Consider the following 17,639-nt stretch of genomic DNA (forward strand, 5'->3'; position numbering starts at 1 on the left):
ACCGAGGCGGAGATGGAGCGTCGACACAACCTGGTGGTGGTGATCGACTTCGGCGCTCAGTACGCCCAGCTGATCGCGCGCCGCGTACGTGAGGCACGGGTCTTCTCCGAGATCATGCCGCACACGGCGAGTGTGGCCGACATCCTCGCCAAGCGGCCGACGGCGATCATCCTCTCCGGTGGCCCGCAGTCGGTCTACGCACCGGAGGCGCCTCAGGTCGACCCGGCGCTGTTCTCGACGGGGCTGCCCGCCTTCGGCATCTGCTACGGGTTCCAGGCCATGGCCCGGGCCTTGGGCGGCGAGGTCGCCCAGACCGGACTCAGCGAGTTCGGCCGGACCGAGACCACGATCGCTACCCAAGGCACGCTGCTGGCTGGTCTGCCGGAGACGCTCAATGTGTGGATGAGTCACGGCGACTCGGTGGCTGCCTCGCCGGTCGGCTTCACCGCGCTGGCCAGCACCGCCGGGGCACCGATCGCCGCCTTCGAGAACGTAGCGGGAGGGCTCGCCGGCGTGCAATGGCATCCGGAGGTGCTGCACTCCCAGGCCGGTCAGCAGGTGCTGGAGCGGTTCCTGTATGACATCGCCGGCTGCCGGCCCGACTGGACGCCGGCCAACATCGTCGACGACTCGATTGCCGCGATCCGGCAGCAGGTCGGCGACGGCCAGGTGATCTGCGGGCTCTCGGGTGGGGTGGACTCTGCCGTCGCCGCTGCTCTGGTGCAGCGTGCGGTCGGCGATCAGCTGACCTGCGTGTTCGTCGACCACGGATTGCTGCGCAAGGGTGAGGCCGAACAGGTCGAGACCGACTTCGTCGCGGCGACCGGGGTCTCGCTCAAGGTGGTCGACGCCGCCGCGGAGTTCCTCGGCGAGCTGGCCGGGGTGAGCGACCCGGAGAGCAAGCGAAAGATCATCGGCCGGGAGTTCATCCGCTGCTTCGAACGAGCGGCGCGCGAGATAGTGGGCGAGTCCGGTCAGGTCGACTTCCTGGTCCAGGGCACCCTCTATCCCGACGTCGTCGAGTCCGGCGGCGGCGAGGGCGCAGCCAATATCAAGAGCCACCACAATGTCGGCGGACTGCCGGACGATCTGCAGTTCGCCCTGGTCGAGCCGCTGCGTACCTTGTTCAAGGACGAGGTCCGCGCGGTCGGCGAGCAGCTGGGCCTGCCTGCGGAGATGGTCTGGCGGCAGCCGTTCCCCGGCCCCGGCCTGGCGATCCGAATCATCGGCGAGGTCACCGCGGACCGGCTGGCCATCCTCCGAGAGGCCGACGCCATCGCCCGGGCCGAGCTGACCGCCGCCGGTCTGGACCGCGACATCTGGCAGTTCCCGGTGGTGCTGCTGGCCGATGTCCGCTCGGTCGGCGTGCAGGGTGACGGCCGGACGTACGGGCACCCGATCGTGCTTCGTCCGGTGACCAGCGAGGATGCGATGACCGCCGACTGGGGCCGGCTGCCGTACGACCTGTTGGAGCGCATCAGCACCCGGATCACCAACGAGGTCCGCGAGGTGAACCGTGTCGTGGTCGACATCACCAGCAAGCCACCGGGCACCATCGAATGGGAGTGACGCACGGCCATGAGATTGGGCTACGCCGTGCCGCTGGACACTCTGGTCACGCTGCCACGCAGCTGTGAGGTCGCGGCACGCGCGGGATTCGACTTCCTCGAGTTCCCGTTGGCTCCACTTGGTCTGTTGGAGGGCGGCCACGAGGCGGCGGTGTCGGTTCTCCGATCGTTGCCGCTGCCCTGCCTGGTGGCCCAGTCGTTCCTGCCACGAGGGCTCCCGCTGACCGGACCGGACGTGGACCGGGCCAGCGTTCGGACGTACCTGTCGCTTGCCGCGGAGCTCTGCCACGCAGTGGGTGCGCGCAAAGCCGTCTTCGGTGCCGCGTGGGCCCGGAACGTCCCCGACGGTTGGGACCGGGATCGCGCCCGGCACCAGTTGCTCCAAGCGTTCAGCTGGACGGCCGAGGCCTTCGACGGATCAGGCTGCGTCGTCGGCATCGAGCCGCAGAACATCAAGGAAGCCAACATCGTCCGCACCCTGTCGGAGGCGGTCGGGTATGCGGCTGCGGTGAACCACGATGCCGTCCGGGTCGCCATCGACTCCTACCATCTCGAGGAGGAGGGGACGCCGCTGGCCGAGATCGGCAGCTACGGGGACTGGATCCTCCATGTGCAGGTCGCCGATTCAGGCCGGCAGCGGCCTGGCGCTGGGTCGTACGACTTCGCTGAGTTGGCCCGGCAGTTGGCCTCCATCGACTACGACGAGACGCTCTCGGTCGAGGTCATGCATCAACTCAGCGACAGTGATATCGCCGCCAGCGCCGACTTCCTCCGTAGCATCTGGGCCTGAACCCAGAAGTCGCTCGGGTTCGGTGTTGTCGCTCTACCTGCAGGTAGAGCGACAACCCGAAACCCGGGCGACTTCGTTGATGGTGCGCCGGTGGGTGGCGAGTTTGGGATCAGGCCTGTGGCTTGTCCTCTTCGGCAGCGCCCTCCTTGGGTACGTCGGCTCCGGGCACCTCGGTCTCAGCCTCGGCCGTCTCAGCCTCGGCGGTCATAGGCTCGGCGGTCACAGGCTCGGCGTTCACGGACTCGGCAGTCACGGGCTCGGCGGGCGCGGACTCCCAGGTCGAGGTCTCCTCGGCGGCTGCCCTGACGACCTCGGTCTCCGGCAGCGGCTCGGGGCTCGGGGCCTCGGCCGGCGGCTGCTCGGGCATGGCGGTGGCCGGCTCGGGCCAGGCCGGCGGCTGTGCGGCCGGAGCTGGGGCTGGCGCCTGCGGCTGTTCCCAGGGGGCTCCGCCGGCGCCCCAGACCGGATCGGGGCCTGGTGCCGGCGTCGGGGTCGGGCCCGGCGCCGGAGCTGGTGCGGGGGCCGGCTGGCCGTAGGTCTGCTGCTGCCAGGGCTGCCCGTAGCCGGCCTGTGTGCCGTAGTTGCCGGCCTGCGGGCCGTTCACGTGCGGTGGTTGCGGCGGCTGTGCCCCCTCCTCCGGCAGCACGAACAGTGCGATCAGATAGAGCACGATCGGCACTCCGGTGAACAGCGAGATGATGACGGTCAGAACGCGGACCAGGTTGACGTCCATGTTCAGGTATTTCGCTACCCCGGAGCAGACGCCGCCGATGACCTTGTTGCTCGGGTCACGCATCAAGCGACGCGGCTGGGGCGGATAGGGGCTGCTCATGAGATGCCTCTCTGGTTGATGATGAGCCTGTTGGTGATGAGCTGTTGGTGATGAGCCGGGTGTGGATGGCGTTGCGGTGGCCGGAGGCGGCTGAGCTGGATCATGTGGCAGCTCACTCGCCGGCCCGGGACACGAGCAGACCGGCGATACCGATCACGACCAGACCGATGGGGATGGCGAGCTTGAGCACGTCCCAGTCCAGCACCCCGGTGACGGAGAACCACAGGGATCCCACCGCGACGGCGCTCAGCAGCAAGCCGAAGATCAGGGCCACGCTGTCTCGACGTTTCATCGCTTCACCGACACGATGCCAGCGTCGACGTCGACGTCGAGGGTGAGGGTCGGCGCGCTGTCGGAGACCTGACGCAACGTCGCCACTCCACTCTTGTTGCTGCCGGTCACCACGGTGTCGTCGTTGTCCATCACGACCCCGTTGCCGATCCGATAGTCCAACACGAGATTCGTGTTGGCGGGCACCTTGATCTCCATGGCACCGCGACCCAGCTCGGCATGGAACGTGGCGTCGCTCGTCACGTCGACTCGCGTCAAATCCACGTTGACCAGTCCGTGCTGGACCGCCACCGGTTCGGCGGCAAGCTGGCTGAGGCTGGTGTAGCTGAAATCGTGCAGGAACGGACCTGCCGGCTGACCGACAGACGTGCCGAGCACCGCGATGAGCAACAGCAGGCCCACCGGCAGGATCCCGCGAGCCCGGCCGAACCAGGTTGCTGCGATCAGGGTGAGCCCGACGACCAGCAGTGCCGCGGACAGATGGATCACCGGCGTGACCGGCACGCCGAGCGCATCAGCGATCGCCAGTCCCAGCAGGGTCAGCCCGAGCACGATCAGTCCCACCAGCCGCAGCCGTCGAGCCGACAACGAGCGCGCTGCCGTACGCCGACTCGGTGCCGAGGCGGCCTTGACCGGTGCGGCCGGCGTATAGAGCCCGACCGGATCGGGGGTGGCGAGGAAGTTGGCGCGAGCCGCAGCCTCGAGGACCTCCGGACTGGTCGGATCCTGAACCGGGGACGGGCCGGAATGGTACGGATAGGTCTGCCAGGTGGATCCGCCGGCACCGGCCGGCGCGGTCGGTGGAACCGCTGTCGTCGGTGGCTGGCGCGGGGGCTGGCCAGCGGAGCTGCGCCGCATATCCTCGACCCGCTGCTGCCACGCTTCGGCGGCTTGTGTGAACGGCGTCGCCGGCCCTGGATAGCGGAAGGGCTCCTGAGGCGGCGGGGTGCCCAATGCGTCAGGCTTGGTCGGCTGTCCGTAGCCGGGCGGCACTCCGTACGGCGGGGGCGGGGGAGCCGACCGCTTGGCCCGCGTCTTGTAGTAGCCGAAGTACCAGATCAAAGCGAGCACGACCGCCGGTCCGAAACCGATCGAGGTGGTCGAACTGAAGATCGCGAAAGTAACCAGACTGGCGACCACGACGATGATCACCCACGCCTCCCGGGGCCAGTCGCGAGTCTGGCCCTTGGTCCACTCGTCCATCAACGAGGAGGTCGCGCCATCCGCTGGGACCAGCAGCCAGGCTGCGATGTACAGCACGACGCCGACACCACCGCTGAAGGCGAGCAGCACCCAGCCGACGCGCACCAGGAGAGGATCCACGTTCCAATGACGGGCGACGCCACTGCAGACCCCGGCGAGCTTCTTGTCGGAGGTGCTGCGCCGGATCGACCACACCGAACTCATGCGCCCATCTTTGCCGCCCACGGCCACTCAGCCCATCAGGGACCACCCCCAGTTGTCCTGATCCTAGGAGGGCGGTGTCGAACGACGACCTACTGCGCGGCACCCGAGCTCCACCGGACTGCGTTGCCGTCGTCGCGGATAGAACCCCGCTATCCGACTCCTCCGAGGCCTGCCGCCGGAGGCGGCGCTTCGCACCGACGTCCGGCACGCACCCGGGCACCTGCTCGCTACGGCCGCCGTTCGACACCACCCTCCTGGGACCCGGGGGTCCGGTGGGGGGAACCCCTGCTGACGTGTGTCCCCGCGTAGTGTGAAGGTAGAGGAATCATGTCGACCACTGGCTTCGGAGCGCAGCGTTCGCTTGACCCTGCCCACTCCGAGGCCGTGCCCGATGAAGCGGCGCAGTCGGAAGCTGATCGACCGGAGGCGGATCGACCTGAGATCAGCCGGCCCTCGGCCGGCGAGTCCGAGCAGAAGCCGATCCGACGACGAGCTACCAGGATCGTGGATGGCGCGATCTTGGGTGGGGTCTGCACCGGCCTGGCGCGCCATCTCGGCTGGCCCGTGCTGGTGATCCGGATCGGCTTCGTCGGCCTGCTGGCAGTCCAGTTCCTGGGTGTGATCGCGTACGGAGCCCTGTGGCTGCTGTTGCCGCCGGAGCAGGAGGAGAGTGCGCCGGGGTTGGCGGCCGCCAGCCGGACGGGGCTGCGGACGGCTGTCCGCCCGCCGCGGCGCGTCGACTGGGGGCCGCTGCTTGCCTTGGGCGCGCTCGCGATCGGGCTGCTGTGGCTGGTGCAGTTCACCGGCTGGGGGATCAGTGGCTGGCTGTTCTTTCCGGTCGCCTTCGCGTGTGCTGGTGCGGCGCTGGTGTGGCGGCAGGCTGATCTGAGCCAACAGCAGTCGTCCGCCGGTGGCAGGCGCTCCCGGCTGGCTCCACTCGCCGGTCGCGGTGGATTGCCGGCGGTGCTCCGCGTGGTGGTGGGCCTCGGCTTGGTGGCTGTCGCGTTCGGCATGGTGATCGCGCAGCAGAACCTGATCAAGCAACTGCCGGAGGTAACGGCCATGACCGTCCTGGTCCTCGCCGGCCTCGCCGTGGTGCTGGCGCCCTGGCTCTATCGGTCGAGGACGGCGCTCAGTGAGGCGCGTGCGGAGAAGGTGGTTGCCGATGCTCGAGCCGACATGGCTGCGCACCTGCACGACTCGGTGCTGCAGACGCTGGCGCTCATCCAACGGCAGGCCGACGACCCGAAGGCGGTGCAACAGCTGGCCAGGCGCCAGGAGCGGGAGCTGCGCGGCTGGCTGTACGGCGAGCAGCATGCCGATAAGACGCTCAAGGCGGCCCTGACGACCGCAGCAGCCGAGGTCGAGGACGAACGCGGGGTGCCGATCGAGGTCGTCGTGGTCGGCGACTGTGAGGTGACGGAGTCACTGGTCGCCCTGGTCCGGGCCGCCCGCGAGGCGCTGGTTAATGCGGCCAAACATTCCGGGGCCGGCAAGATCGATGTCTACGCCGAGGTCGACGAGAACACTGTCGAGGTCTTCGTGCGGGATCGCGGCGCCGGGTTCGATCTCGACGGGGTGGACGATGACCGCCTCGGCGTGAAGCACAGCATCATCGACAGAATGTCCCGGCACGGCGGATCAGCGAGGATCCGTACTGCGCCGGGGGAGGGCACCGAAGTGAGACTGGAGATCAACCGATGACTGACCAACGTGGCCCACAGGCGCAGCGCAACGCGGGCACGCCGGGCGCGATGCCGCCCCCACCACCAGCCGTGCCTGGCCGGGCGACCGGCAACGTACCCGGCCGACCGGGAGTGACGCCGGGGTTGGCCGGTGCCGGGTCGACGGCAGCACTGATCAAGGTCGTGGTCGTCGATGATCACGCGATGTTCCGCAGCGGGGTGAAGGCCGAGATCGGTCAGCGGGTCATCGTGGTGGGGGAGGCCGCCGATGTGGACAGCGCGGTCGCCGTGATCGGCCAGAGCCATCCCGACGTGGTGCTGCTGGACGTCCACCTGCCCGGCGGTGGCGGCATCGAGGTGCTCCGCCGGGTGCATGCCAAGGATGCCGACCAGAAGTTCCTCGCACTGTCGGTCTCCGACGCCGCCGAGGACGTGATCGGCGTGATCCGGGCCGGGGCCCGGGGCTATGTGACCAAGTCCATCAACGGCGATGAGCTCGTCGATGCCATCCGCCGGGTGTCGGAGGGCGATGCGGTGTTCTCGCCGCGGCTGGCCGGCTTCGTGCTGGACGCCTTCTCCGGCTCGATCGACCTGTCGACGGTGGACGAGGACCTGGACCGGCTCTCCCAGCGCGAGCGCGAGGTGCTCCGCCTGATCGCCCGCGGCTATGCGTACAAGGAAGTCGCCAAGGAGCTGTTCATCTCGATCAAGACCGTCGAGACCCACGTCAGCAGCGTGCTGCGCAAGCTCCAGCTCTCCAACCGGCACCAGCTCACCCGCTGGGCCACCGACCGCCGCCTGGTGTAGCGCTCGGACACCGACAACTGCGCCCGAGAAGTAGCGTGTGGTTCCGATCCGGCCAGGATTTGGCACCAGAAGCTACTTCTCGTGTGTGCCCTGGCCAGCTGGCGGACAAGAAGAGGTCGGTCAGGCCTTGGATCGGCCGGAGATGGCGCTCCAGACGGCGAGCACGATGACGCTGCCGACGAAGGCGAGCAACCAGGTCCAGGGAGACCAGAAGCCGTCGATGCCACGATTGAAGGCGACGCTGCCCAGGAAGCCGCCGACCAGTGCTCCCACGACGCCGAGCAGCAGCGATCCCAACCAGGTGCCGCCCTTCCGGTTGAGCGCGGACTTCGCCAGTGCGCCCATGATGAGTCCGATCAGGATCCAGCCGATGATGCCCATACCTCAAACGTACGGTGCTGAGCCGCCGGAACCCAGGATCCAGCCTCCGACAAGCCGACTCAGGTCCAGCTCGATGCTCGCCCGAGTCACTATCCTCACAGCATGCACCTCGTCTATCAGCTCCTGACGTTGGTGCACCTGGTCGGTTTCGCGACCTTGCTGGGCGGTTGCGTGATCCAGTTGCGGGTCCTCGATCCCGAGGTGAACCTGCCGATGCTGGTCGGGGCCTGGACGCAGGTGGCCAGCGGCCTGGTGCTCGCCGGATTGCTGGAGCTGTCCAGCGATCCCGCCCATCCGGTCAATCACGCCAAACTGGGTGTCAAGCTCGGCATCGCCTTGATCGTCGTGCTGCTGGTGGCCAAGAACCGGAAGTTCCAGTCGATCCCGCGGGGACTGTGGACCCTGATCACCGGATTGGTCCTGCTCAACGCCGGGGTGGCGGTCCTGTGGGGCTGACTGCCGTGACGCCGCCGCCCCGTGTCGTCGGCCGAGCCACTAGAGTCGACATATGAGACTCTCCGCCAGAGTCGACTATGCGCTGCGCGCGGTCGCCGAACTCGCTGCCGCCGACGCTCCCCGTACGGTCGAGCAACTGTCGGGAGCGCAGAAGATCCCGAACAAATATCTGGAGAGCATCCTTGGCGAGCTCCGCCGGGGAGGACTGCTGCGCAGCCAGCGAGGGCCGGACGGCGGCTATCGGCTGGCCCGTCCGGCGGACAAGATCAGCATCGCCGACGTGATCCGTGCTCTGGATGGAGAACTCGCCAACGTACGGGGCAGTCGGCCGGAGCAGTTGGAGTACGAAGGCGCCGCAGCCTCGCTGCAGGAGGTGTGGATCGCGTTGCGCGCCTCGGAGCGCGCGATTCTGGAGGGCGTGACCCTGGCTCATGTGGCGTCCGGCAAGCTGCCGGAGTCGGTGGCGGCCCTGGTCGCCAACCCCAATGCCTGGGTCTAGCAGACCTCTGCGTGCTCAGCGGCCGGGTTGTTGGCAGTAAGGGAGAAGCAAAGGAGAGCGGTGCGGTGAGTGAACCTCGAGCGTGGCTGCACCACGCGGCCTTCGTCGTGTCCGATCTGGACCGGACCCGCGATTTCTACCTGGCCGTGCTGGGATTCGAGGAGATCCACCGACCGACGAACTTCGTCTTCCGTGGCGCCTACTTCCGGCTGGGAGAGGCGGAGATCCACGTGGTCGAGGAGAAGACACCTGGACGGCTGCGCGACAACGCACCCCACTGGGAGCCCGATGAGCTGCAGACCGGACTGGTGCATCATGTCGCGATCATGGTCGGTTCGTTCGAGCCCTACCTGGCGGCGCTGCGGGCCCGTGGGCTGGAGCGGGTCGGCGGTTTCCGGGTGCGCGACGACTTCATCGAGCAGGTCTACATCGCCGACCCGGACGGGAACGTGATCGAGCTCCTGCAGCAGTTGGACGAGCCGACCGGGCGTCGGCGCCGGCAGCAGATCTATGACGAGGGCATCGCCGTACCGGTAGCGCCAGGCTATCCGTTGATCGATCCGCGGGAGCAGTACGGCGAGCCCTGACGGGAGTCTCGTCGCAGGGAGCCGCGGAGCCGATGATGCTGGCCCACGGCTCCCTGCGACCAAGGACTGGCGACGCCGAGGTTTCCTACAGAGCAGCGATCGAGTGCCACCCGCCGGCAGCGATGGCCTTGACATGCGAGATGCCTTCGATCTTGACCGGTGCGGCATAGCGATCGGGCGTGCCATCACCTGTGCCGACCTGACCGTGGTCGTTGGCACCCCAGCCCCAGACTGTCCCGTCCTTCAGCAGAGCCAGGCTGTGCCGTCCACCAGGAGCGATGGCCTTCACCCCGCTGAGGTCCGACACCTTCACCGGCGTGTTGCGGCTGGTGTTGGTGCCGTCGCCGAGCTGGTGCCAGTCGTTGGTGCCCCAGCTCCACACCGTGCCGTCCTCCAGCAGGGCCAGCGAGAAGCTCGGGTCGTGGAAGACGTTGCTGGAGCTGGCGGCGATCGCCTTCACCCGACCGCCGAGCGAGGCCACCTTCACCGGCGTGTTGCGGTTGGTGTTGGTGCCATCGCCGAGCTGGCCTTGAGCGTTGTAGCCCCAGCTCCACACTGTGCCGTCCCTCAGCAAGGCCAGGCTGTGCCGATAGCCCGCGCTGACCGCCTTGACGCCGCTGAGCCCCGGCACGACGGCGGCTGCATTGTGGTCGCTGTTGGTGCCGTCGCCGAGCTGACCTTGATGGCCGTGCCCCCAGGACCAGACGGTGCCGTCTTCGCGCAGTGCCAGTGAATGCCAGCCGCCGATGTCCACGGCCGTTACGCCGCTGAGGCCCTCGACCTTGACCGGGATGGTGTGGGCGTTGAAGCCGGTGTCGCCCGCGCCGAGCTGGCGCCAGTCGTTGGCACCCCAACTCCACACGGTTCCGTCCTTGAGCAGGGCAAGGCTGGTCCAGCCGCCAGCGGCAATCGCCTTGACGCCGAACCGCGCCAGGTGCATGACATCCACCGGCGCGTGGCGGGTCTCCTTGGTCCCGTCGCCGAGCTGGGCCCAGTCATTCCTCCCCCAGCTCCACACACTGCCGTCATTCAGCAAAGCCAGACTGAACCAGCCGCCGCCGTCGATGGCGCTGACGCCGACCTGGTCCAGGTACGGCATAGGGCTGGGGGCGAACCGTCGCTTGTTGGTCCCGTCGCCGAGCTCACCGTGGTCGTTCTGGCCCCAGACCCAGCCTTGCCACAACGTGGGTGCCACGACCTCGCCGGAGCCGAGCAACTCACCGGCGAAGGTATGAGTCGCTGTGTCGCTGAGCCACTGTCCCGCCGGAAAGACCCAGGTGCTCCCGGTGCTGGTGTCTTGGACGACGACCTTGTCCACGAACCAGGCCGGGGCGGTCCCGGCGTTGTCGTGCCGCAGGTCGATGCTCGTCAAGCTCCCGAGGTCGGCGAGCTCGAAGGTGAACTCTCGGTTGCTGCCGGTCTCGAACTCGCCTGAGAGCTGGGTCTCAGGGCTGCTCCCGAGTGTGCCCTGGATCGTGATGTTCACCTCGGCTCGTGTGTCGGCGAACCTCTTGGTCCCGGTGATCACTGTTACGAGGTAGCTCTTCGCTGTCATGGAGTCTCCGTCCTGGCTTCTATATCGGCGCTCGGACGAACATAATGGCATAGCCATCAGTTTGCTGGCGTCGGGGGCGACCCGGCCCGCGTTGGACTGTCCTGCTGCGTCCGAGATGCGAGATGTCTGGTGGGTGTTCCCGCCCCTCCAGTGCTATGTTCTGAGTAATTCCTAGAGAACTACTAGGGTTTCATGCCCCGGAGACCCCGCTCAGAGAAGGCTCGACATGCGCAAGTTGATCATCTTGGCCCTGGTGGGCTTTGCTGCCCAGCTCATCGACGGCAGCCTCGGGATGGGATACGGCGTCACGTCCAGCTCGCTGCTGATTCTCGCCGGACTGACCCCGGCCGCCGCTTCGGCATCGGTGCACTTCTCCGAGCTCGGCACCAATATCGCCTCCGGCGTGGCCCACTGGAAGCTGAAGAACGTGGACTGGCGGGTGGTGGCCAGGGTGGCCGGCCCGGGCGCGATCGGCGCCTTCCTGGGTGCGACCGTGCTGTCCAATCTGTCGACTGAGGCCGCGGCCCCGGTGATGGCCGCGATCCTGGCGTTGCTCGGCAGCTATGTGTTGGCGCGGTTCGTGATCGGGTTCGTGCCGCCGAAGCTGAAGAAGCAGCTCTCGCTGAAGTTCCTGGCGCCGCTCGGGCTGTTCGCCGGCTTCGTCGACGCCACTGGCGGCGGAGGCTGGGGCCCGGTCGCCACCCCGGCGCTGTTGGCCGACGGGCGGCTGGAGCCGCGCAAGGTGATCGGCTCGGTCGATACCAGCGAGTTCGCGGTGTCGGCGGCGGCCAGCCTGGGATTCCTGTTCGGCCTCGGCGCGGCCGGGATCAACTGGGGCTTCGCATTGGCCCTGCTGGCTGGTGGGTTGGTGGCGGCTCCGCTGGCAGCGGTGCTGGTGCGCTATGCACCCACCCACCTGTTGGGGGTCGCGGTCGGCGGTCTGATCCTGCTGACCAACTCGCGTACGCTGCTGAAGAGCTTCGAGGTGCCGGTGGACGTGCGCTGGTGGGTCTACGGTGCGATCCTGATCGTCACCCTCGCCGGCCTGTACGTCGCCGCTGCCCGTGCCAAGCGACTCGCGGCAGCCGCCGCTGCCGAAGGTGCCGAAGTGCCCGCCTCCGTCGCCTCCTGAGCGGATCTGCTCGGGATTGTCGGATCTGCACCGGCTACAGATCGAGCAAGACCGACAAGATCGAGCAGATCGAGGTCTCGGGCCCGGCGCGGAGCGAACAGCGAGTGACGATTGCCGGCCCTAGCGGGGGCGGGGCTCCAGGCGGACGAGCTGGGTGACGTGGGCGGGTTCCAGTTCGTCGAGCGTCGACACGCCGAGCAACTGCATGGTCCGGATGATCTCGGCGCTCAGGATCTCGATCGTCCGATCCACGCCTTCCCGCCCACCGGCCATCAACCCATACAGGTAGGCCCGACCGATCAGCGTGAAGTGCGCTCCCAATGCGACCGCGGCGACGATGTCGGCGCCGGACATGATGCCGGTGTCGAGATGCACCTCCAGATCGTTGCCGACTTCGCGGACCACATCGGGTAGCAGGTGGAACGGAATCGGTGCCCGGTCCAACTGCCGGCCGCCGTGGTTGGACAACACGATGCCATCGACGCCGAGGTCGGCCAGCCGTTTGGCATCGGCGACGTTCTGCACTCCCTTGACGACGAGCTTGCCCGGCCACTGGGCTTTGATCCAGCTCAGGTCCTCGAAGTCGACAGTCGGGTCGAACATCGTGTCGATCAACTCGCCCACGGTCCCGCTCCAGCGATCCAGACTGGCGAACGCCAACGGCTCGGTGGTCAAGAAGTTGACCCACCAGGCCGGTCGGGGGATGGCATTGACCACCGTGCCAGGGGTCAATGCCGGTGGGATGGACATCCCGTTGCGCTTGTCTCGCAACCGAGCGCCGGCCACCGGCACATCGACGGTGACCAGGAGGGTGTCGAAGCCGGACTTGACGGCCCGCTCGACCAGGGCCATCGAACGGTCCCGGTCCTTCCACATGTAGAGCTGGAACCAGTTGCGGCCACCCGGATTGGCGGCCTGCACGTCCTCGATCGAGGTGGTGCCCATGGTGGACAGGCAGAACGGGATACCGGCCGCACCTGCGGCTGCTGCGCCGGCGCGCTCGCCCTCGGTCTGCATCATCCGGGCGAAACCGGTCGGAGCGATGCCGAACGGCAGCGCCACCCGACCGCCCAGCACCTCGCGGGAGGTATCGACCTGGGACACGTCGCGCAGGATCGAGGGGTGGAACTCGATGTCCTGGAACGCCTGCCGGGCCCGGGCCAGCGAGACCTCGCCCTCGGCCGCGCCATCGGTGTAGTCGAAGGCGGCCTTCGGCGTACGCCGCTTGGCGATCGCTCGTAAGTCTGCAATCGTCAGCGCACCCTCCAGCCGGCGTCGCTTTGCGCTCAGCTCGGGCTTCTTGAACTGCAGCAGCGGAGCCAGCTCGCGAGGCTTGGGCAAGTGGCGCTCGACCATGGGCGTCAGTCTCCTTCGATAGCCGACGGGCGGATCAAACCCTACTCACCACGCCCCGCGCGCTGCAGTCCGCCTCACAGCAGCGGACGCAGCGGTGCCAGCACCGTCTCGGAGAACTTCACCATGGCATGCCGGCCGCCCCACTCGGTGGCCGAGAGCTGGCGCGAGTTGCTGCGGTCGACCTCGAAGATCGCCTCCAGTTGACGGGCCACCTCCGCGCTGAAGACCTCGATATTGATCTCGTAGTTGCCCAGCAGGCTGATCCGATCGATGTTGGCGGTGCCGATCGTCGACCACTGACCGTCGATGGTCGCGGTCTTGGCGTGCACCATCGCACCTTGGTAGAGGAAGAGCTTCACCCCACTGGCCAGCAGTTGACCGTAGAAGCCCCGCGACAGCCAGTCGGCGACGATGTGGTTCGACTCCTGCGGCACGATGATCTGCACGTCGACGCCGCGCTCGGCGGCGCGCATCAACGCGGCGAGCATGTTGGTGTCGGGAATCAGGTACGCGTGCGTCAGGTAGATGCGATGCGAGGCGCGATCGATCGCGTCGAGATACATGTTGCGGATCGGATAGACCAGCAGTCGGGGCAGATTCCGGTGCACCCGGATGTCGGGCTGCCAGTGCTCGCTTCCATAGTCCGGCAGCGCCGGCTGATGCCGACCGGCGAACAGGTTCCAGTAGTCGATGAAGGCGTTCCGCATGTCCCAGACGATGTCGCCGGTCAGCCGGGCATGCGTGTCGCGCCAGTCGGTCGCATACAGCGACCCGATGTTGTAGCCGCCGACGAACGCCGCGTCGTGGTCGACGACCAGCAGCTTGCGGTGATCGCGGCCGGAGTTGCGGATCATCCGGAACGGACTGGCGATCAGCGGATGACGGCGTACGTTGATGGTCGGCGGCAGGTCGAAGAAGGATCGCGGCACCACCAGGTTGGCGAACACGTCGTAGACCACATAGACCGACACTCCGCGGTCGGCCGCCTCGATCAAAGCCCGCTTGAACGACTGGCCGATCCGATCGTTCTTCCAGATGAAGGTCTCGAAGAAGATCTCGGACTTGGCCTGCCGGATGGCGCCGAGCATGTCGTAGTAGAGGTCCTCGCCATAGGTGTAGAGCGTCACCTCCGAGCCGCCGGCGGTCACCGAGCGGGCCGGCACTCGAGGGAACCTCGCCGGGGCGCGGTGTCGCTTGCGGTGTTGGTCGATCGCCACAAGCGTCAGCAGCGTCACTCCCTGCACAGCAGCCACAGCGAGAGCGACCCGCTTGAGGACGCTCCCGACTTTCATCCGACGCCACTGCATGCGATCGATCTTAGGTGTCGGTTCTCAATACTAGGGTGGAGCCGAGATGTCAGCCGCACCACATGAATCAGCCCGTACGCCGGTCCGCTCTGCCGACGAGTTGGCCTGGGAGGCCCTGTTGAGTCCCGACACCGGCAGCACCGCCGAGTCGCTGCTCGGGGCTGCCGACCCGAAGGTCGGTGAGTCGGCCGAGCAGCCGCGTCGCAGAGGCCGGCCCAAGGTCGATCTGCTCGCGGGGCTCAATCCAGCCCAACGGGAGGCCGTGCTGCATGCAGGCTCGCCGGTGCTCGTGGTGGCCGGCGCCGGCTCGGGCAAGACCAGGGTGCTGACCCGACGGATCGCGTACCTGGTGGGCGAGCGCAAGGTGCATCCCGGCTCGATCCTGGCGATCACCTTCACCAACAAGGCAGCCGCGGAGATGCGGCACCGGGTGGCCGACCTGATCGGCGGGCGCGCGAAGCTGATGTGGATCTCGACCTTCCACTCTGCCTGCGTCCGCATCCTGCGCAGCGACATCAACCGGTTCGGGCTGTCCCGCACCTTTTCCATCTACGACGACGCGGATTCCAAGCGGCTGATGCAGTTGGTGCTGAACGATCTGGGGCTGGACCCGAAGAAGTATCCGACCCGTGCCCTGCTCAGCTGGGTGTCGAATCAGAAGAACGAGCTGATCGACCACGAGACGGCGGCCTCACTGGCGACCTCGGAGCAGGATCGCAACAACGCCGCGGCGTACGCGGAGTATCAGCGGCGGCTGGCGGCGGCCAACGCCCTCGACTTCGACGACATCATCATGACCACCGTGCACCTGCTGCAAGCCTTCCCGGAGCTGCGCGAGCAGTATCGCCGCCGGTTCCGGCATGTGCTGGTCGACGAGTATCAAGACACCAACCATGCGCAGTATGTGCTGATCCGCGAGCTGTGCTCCACCGAGCTCTCCGACGCCGCAGGACACGCGGGGGAGACAGAACGCGACGGGGAGCTGGGGCGCGACAGCGAGCATGACGTCGAGCCGCCGGAGCTGATGGTGGTCGGCGACTCCGACCAGTCGATCTATGCCTTCCGCGGCGCCACCATCCGCAACATCCTCGACTTCGAGTCCGACTTCCCCGGCGCCCGGACCATCCTGCTGGAGCAGAACTACCGCTCCACCCAGACCATCCTGAACGCGGCCAACGCGGTGATCGTGCAGAACGAGAACCGCAAGCCCAAACGGTTGTGGTCCGAGGCCGGCGACGGCCCGCTGATCACCGGATATGTGGCCGACAGTGAGCACGACGAGGCGCAGTTCGTGGCCCGCGAGATCGACAAGCTTCGTGACGAGAAGCAGCTCACCTACGGTGACGTGGCCGTCTTCTATCGCACCAACGCGCAGTCACGTGCCTTCGAGGAGGTGTTCATCCGGGTCGGCATGCCCTACAAGGTGGTCGGCGGGGTGCGCTTCTACGAGCGGCGCGAGATCCGCGACGCTATCGCCTATCTGCGGGCGATCGCCAACCGAGCCGATGACGTGTCGCTGCGCCGGATCCTCAACGTGCCCAAGCGGGGGATCGGCGACAAGGCCGAGGGGGCGGTCGCCGACCTGGCCGCGCGCGAACGGATCAGCTTCGGCGATGCGCTGCGCAGAGTCGACGAGATCGACGGGCTGGCCACTCGCTCGGCTCGGCTGCTCACCGATTTCGCCGCCTTCATGGACGCTCATGAGGCGATGGTGACGAACGGTGTGCCGGCCGACCAGATCCTGCTCAGTGTGCTGGAGAAGTCCGGCTACTTGGCTGAGCTGTCGGGTTCGGAGGATCCGCAGGACGAGACTCGGCTGGAGAACCTGCAGGAGCTGATCGGGGTGGCTCGCGAGTTCGTCGCCGAGGCGACGCCGGTCGCCCCGGGTGACTTCGAGTTGACCGCCGAGGACCTCGCTGGACTGACCGCCGAGGAACTGGCCGAGCTCGCGCTGCTGACCGGAGTGGATCCGCAGACCGGTGAGCTGGCAACTGCCGCGACCATGCCGGCTGCGTCGGATCCGGGCGAGTCCGCTTCGGAAGGATCGGATCCGGATGGCGAGCCGGAGGACGGCTCGCTCAGTCTGGCCGCCGGGGCGCCCGAGCCGGATCCCTCACTGGGCGCTTTCCTCGAACGAGTGGCGCTGGTGGCCGATTCCGATCAGATCCCGGACACCAATGAGTCGGCCGGCGTGGTGACCCTGATGACCTTGCACACCGCCAAGGGCCTGGAGTTCGACACCGTCTTCCTGACCGGACTGGAGGATGCGGTATTCCCCCACCAGCGGTCATTGCAGGCCGTCGGCGACGAAGACCGGGCTGAGTCGTCCAGCCGGGTGGCCGCGTACGGACGGGCCGGGGGAGCGGGCTCGAAGCGCCGGGACTCCAAGGAGCTGGAGGAGGAACGGCGGTTGGCGTACGTGGGGATCACCCGGGCCCAACAGCGGCTCTATCTGACCCGGGCGGTCGTCCGGACCGTGTGGGGTACGCCGCAGCACAACCCACCGAGTCGATTCCTGAACGAGATCCCGGAGCGGCTGATCGACTGGCGCCGGCTGCAGTCGGCGACCACGAGCTGGCGGAACACGTCGGCCACCAGCCGTAGTCAGACGACGTGGCGGGCCAGGCCGGGCGCGGGTTCGTACGGCGGGTCGGGCGGCGCGGACGGTGGCTCGCCGGCCTTCGGCTCCGGGCGGCGGACCGCCAAGGAGGTGCCCGTCCTCGCAGCTGGAGACAAGGTGTTGCACACCCGCTTCGGGCTGGGGAAGGTGATCGCCACCTCCGGCTCGGTCGAGGACCCTCGCGCCGACGTCGACTTCGGCTCGCACGGCATCAAACGCCTCGCCGTCCGCCACGCCCCGATCGAGAAGTTGTAGGGAGCAATCGGCGCGCAGCGGAGTAGCGAGTGACGACTCCCGTCGCGAGCGGCCGTGAGCGTAGCGCGGCTCTGCCTGGACTGAGGAGTCGAGCAGACATGTTCTTCCGTC

General features: G+C 67.6%; 16 protein-coding genes. 9 read left to right on the forward strand and 7 right to left on the reverse strand.

The window, feature by feature from the left end; genetic code table 11:
* The first annotated feature begins 12 nt into the window (after nt 1-12).
* Nucleotides 13-1,569: a glutamine-hydrolyzing GMP synthase gene (guaA, locus tag MLP_RS06005; RefSeq protein ID WP_041791420.1), complete on the forward strand. Its 1,557-nt coding sequence runs from the start codon at nt 13-15 to the stop codon at nt 1,567-1,569.
* A gap of 9 nt (nt 1,570-1,578) precedes the next feature.
* Nucleotides 1,579-2,358 carry a sugar phosphate isomerase/epimerase family protein gene (locus MLP_RS06010; RefSeq protein WP_013862128.1) on the forward strand — a complete coding sequence of 260 codons (780 nt, stop codon included), beginning with the start codon at nt 1,579-1,581 and terminating at the stop codon, nt 2,356-2,358.
* 109 nt (nt 2,359-2,467) lie between these two features.
* Here MLP_RS06010 and MLP_RS29200 read toward each other — a convergent pair whose 3' ends face one another.
* The 3 genes from MLP_RS29200 to MLP_RS06020 all read right to left on the reverse strand — a co-directional run bounded on the left by MLP_RS29200 (nt 2,468) and on the right by MLP_RS06020 (nt 4,888).
* Nucleotides 2,468-3,190, reverse strand: coding sequence for a PspC domain-containing protein (locus tag MLP_RS29200; protein WP_013862129.1), 723 nt, complete (start codon nt 3,188-3,190; stop codon nt 2,468-2,470).
* A gap of 112 nt (nt 3,191-3,302) precedes the next feature.
* Nucleotides 3,303-3,482 (reverse strand): hypothetical protein, encoded by a 180-nt coding sequence (locus tag MLP_RS27885; RefSeq protein WP_013862130.1) that lies wholly within the window; start codon nt 3,480-3,482, stop codon nt 3,303-3,305.
* Complete coding sequence (locus tag MLP_RS06020; RefSeq protein ID WP_041789775.1) at nt 3,479-4,888, reverse strand: PspC domain-containing protein; 1,410 nt, start codon at nt 4,886-4,888, stop codon at nt 3,479-3,481. The genes MLP_RS27885 and MLP_RS06020 overlap by 4 nt, the downstream gene beginning before the upstream one ends.
* A gap of 327 nt (nt 4,889-5,215) precedes the next feature.
* On the opposite strand from MLP_RS06020, the gene MLP_RS06025 reads away from it, so the two are divergent.
* Nucleotides 5,216-6,592, forward strand: a complete 1,377-nt coding sequence (locus MLP_RS06025; protein WP_013862133.1) for an ATP-binding protein — start codon at nt 5,216-5,218, stop codon at nt 6,590-6,592.
* Nucleotides 6,589-7,380 (forward strand): response regulator, encoded by a 792-nt coding sequence (locus tag MLP_RS06030; protein WP_013862134.1) that lies wholly within the window; start codon nt 6,589-6,591, stop codon nt 7,378-7,380. Before MLP_RS06025 ends, MLP_RS06030 begins: the two co-directional genes overlap by 4 nt.
* Before the next feature lie 120 nt (nt 7,381-7,500).
* Here the strand turns inward: MLP_RS06030 and MLP_RS06035 are convergent, their stop codons facing one another.
* The gene (locus tag MLP_RS06035) at nt 7,501-7,761 is read right to left on the reverse strand and encodes a GlsB/YeaQ/YmgE family stress response membrane protein (RefSeq protein ID WP_013862135.1); all 261 of its coding nucleotides are present in this window, start codon (nt 7,759-7,761) and stop codon (nt 7,501-7,503) included.
* Nucleotides 7,762-7,863: 102 nt separating this feature from the next.
* On the opposite strand from MLP_RS06035, the gene MLP_RS06040 reads away from it, so the two are divergent.
* From MLP_RS06040 to MLP_RS26110, 3 genes are all read left to right on the forward strand, one after another.
* Nucleotides 7,864-8,217 carry a hypothetical protein gene (locus MLP_RS06040; RefSeq protein WP_013862136.1) on the forward strand — a complete coding sequence of 118 codons (354 nt, stop codon included), beginning with the start codon at nt 7,864-7,866 and terminating at the stop codon, nt 8,215-8,217.
* A gap of 52 nt (nt 8,218-8,269) precedes the next feature.
* The gene (locus MLP_RS06045) at nt 8,270-8,716 is read left to right on the forward strand and encodes an RrF2 family transcriptional regulator (RefSeq protein ID WP_013862137.1); all 447 of its coding nucleotides are present in this window, start codon (nt 8,270-8,272) and stop codon (nt 8,714-8,716) included.
* A 65-nt stretch (nt 8,717-8,781) separates the two neighbouring features.
* Nucleotides 8,782-9,303, forward strand: a complete 522-nt coding sequence (locus MLP_RS26110; protein ID WP_013862138.1) for a VOC family protein — start codon at nt 8,782-8,784, stop codon at nt 9,301-9,303.
* Nucleotides 9,304-9,388: 85 nt separating this feature from the next.
* Here the strand turns inward: MLP_RS26110 and MLP_RS06055 are convergent, their stop codons facing one another.
* Nucleotides 9,389-10,858: an RCC1 domain-containing protein gene (locus MLP_RS06055; protein ID WP_172641545.1), complete on the reverse strand. Its 1,470-nt coding sequence runs from the start codon at nt 10,856-10,858 to the stop codon at nt 9,389-9,391.
* 226 nt (nt 10,859-11,084) lie between these two features.
* Here MLP_RS06055 and MLP_RS06060 point away from each other — a divergent pair, with 226 nt between their 5' ends.
* Nucleotides 11,085-11,990 carry a sulfite exporter TauE/SafE family protein gene (locus tag MLP_RS06060; protein ID WP_013862140.1) on the forward strand — a complete coding sequence of 302 codons (906 nt, stop codon included), beginning with the start codon at nt 11,085-11,087 and terminating at the stop codon, nt 11,988-11,990.
* Between the two features lie 120 nt (nt 11,991-12,110).
* Here the strand turns inward: MLP_RS06060 and MLP_RS06065 are convergent, their stop codons facing one another.
* Nucleotides 12,111-13,346, reverse strand: coding sequence for an alpha-hydroxy acid oxidase (locus MLP_RS06065; RefSeq protein ID WP_013862141.1), 1,236 nt, complete (start codon nt 13,344-13,346; stop codon nt 12,111-12,113).
* 74 nt (nt 13,347-13,420) lie between these two features.
* A complete protein-coding gene (locus MLP_RS06070; RefSeq protein ID WP_013862142.1) occupies nt 13,421-14,653 on the reverse strand; it encodes a phospholipase D-like domain-containing protein in 1,233 nt (410 codons plus the stop codon).
* A gap of 46 nt (nt 14,654-14,699) precedes the next feature.
* Between MLP_RS06070 and MLP_RS06075 the strand changes: the two genes are divergently transcribed.
* Nucleotides 14,700-17,528 (forward strand): UvrD-helicase domain-containing protein, encoded by a 2,829-nt coding sequence (locus tag MLP_RS06075; RefSeq protein ID WP_013862143.1) that lies wholly within the window; start codon nt 14,700-14,702, stop codon nt 17,526-17,528.
* The last annotated feature ends 111 nt before the right edge of the window (nt 17,529-17,639 follow it).

This window comes from Microlunatus phosphovorus NM-1 (genome assembly GCF_000270245.1).
GTDB classification, from domain to species: Bacteria; Actinomycetota; Actinomycetes; order Propionibacteriales; family Propionibacteriaceae; genus Microlunatus; species Microlunatus phosphovorus.

Excerpts from the sequence above, each read along its gene's own strand:
- MLP_RS29200 (WP_013862129.1), bottom strand. The coding sequence starts at position 3,190 with ATGAGCAGCCCCTATCCGCCCCAGCCGCGTCGCTTGATGCGTGACCCG.
- MLP_RS06025 (WP_013862133.1), top strand. The coding sequence starts at position 5,216 with ATGTCGACCACTGGCTTCGGAGCGCAGCGTTCGCTTGACCCTGCCCAC.
- MLP_RS06070 (WP_013862142.1), bottom strand. The coding sequence starts at position 14,653 with ATGCAGTGGCGTCGGATGAAAGTCGGGAGCGTCCTCAAGCGGGTCGCT.
- MLP_RS06045 (WP_013862137.1), top strand. The coding sequence starts at position 8,270 with ATGAGACTCTCCGCCAGAGTCGACTATGCGCTGCGCGCGGTCGCCGAA.
- MLP_RS27885 (WP_013862130.1), bottom strand. The coding sequence starts at position 3,482 with ATGAAACGTCGAGACAGCGTGGCCCTGATCTTCGGCTTGCTGCTGAGC.
- MLP_RS06060 (WP_013862140.1), top strand. The coding sequence starts at position 11,085 with ATGCGCAAGTTGATCATCTTGGCCCTGGTGGGCTTTGCTGCCCAGCTC.
- MLP_RS06040 (WP_013862136.1), top strand. The coding sequence starts at position 7,864 with ATGCACCTCGTCTATCAGCTCCTGACGTTGGTGCACCTGGTCGGTTTC.
- MLP_RS06075 (WP_013862143.1), top strand. The coding sequence starts at position 14,700 with ATGTCAGCCGCACCACATGAATCAGCCCGTACGCCGGTCCGCTCTGCC.
- MLP_RS06065 (WP_013862141.1), bottom strand. The coding sequence starts at position 13,346 with ATGGTCGAGCGCCACTTGCCCAAGCCTCGCGAGCTGGCTCCGCTGCTG.
- guaA (WP_041791420.1), top strand. The coding sequence starts at position 13 with ATGGAGCGTCGACACAACCTGGTGGTGGTGATCGACTTCGGCGCTCAG.
- MLP_RS06010 (WP_013862128.1), top strand. The coding sequence starts at position 1,579 with ATGAGATTGGGCTACGCCGTGCCGCTGGACACTCTGGTCACGCTGCCA.
- MLP_RS06030 (WP_013862134.1), top strand. The coding sequence starts at position 6,589 with ATGACTGACCAACGTGGCCCACAGGCGCAGCGCAACGCGGGCACGCCG.
- MLP_RS06020 (WP_041789775.1), bottom strand. The coding sequence starts at position 4,888 with ATGAGTTCGGTGTGGTCGATCCGGCGCAGCACCTCCGACAAGAAGCTC.
- MLP_RS06035 (WP_013862135.1), bottom strand. The coding sequence starts at position 7,761 with ATGGGCATCATCGGCTGGATCCTGATCGGACTCATCATGGGCGCACTG.
- MLP_RS06055 (WP_172641545.1), bottom strand. The coding sequence starts at position 10,858 with ATGACAGCGAAGAGCTACCTCGTAACAGTGATCACCGGGACCAAGAGG.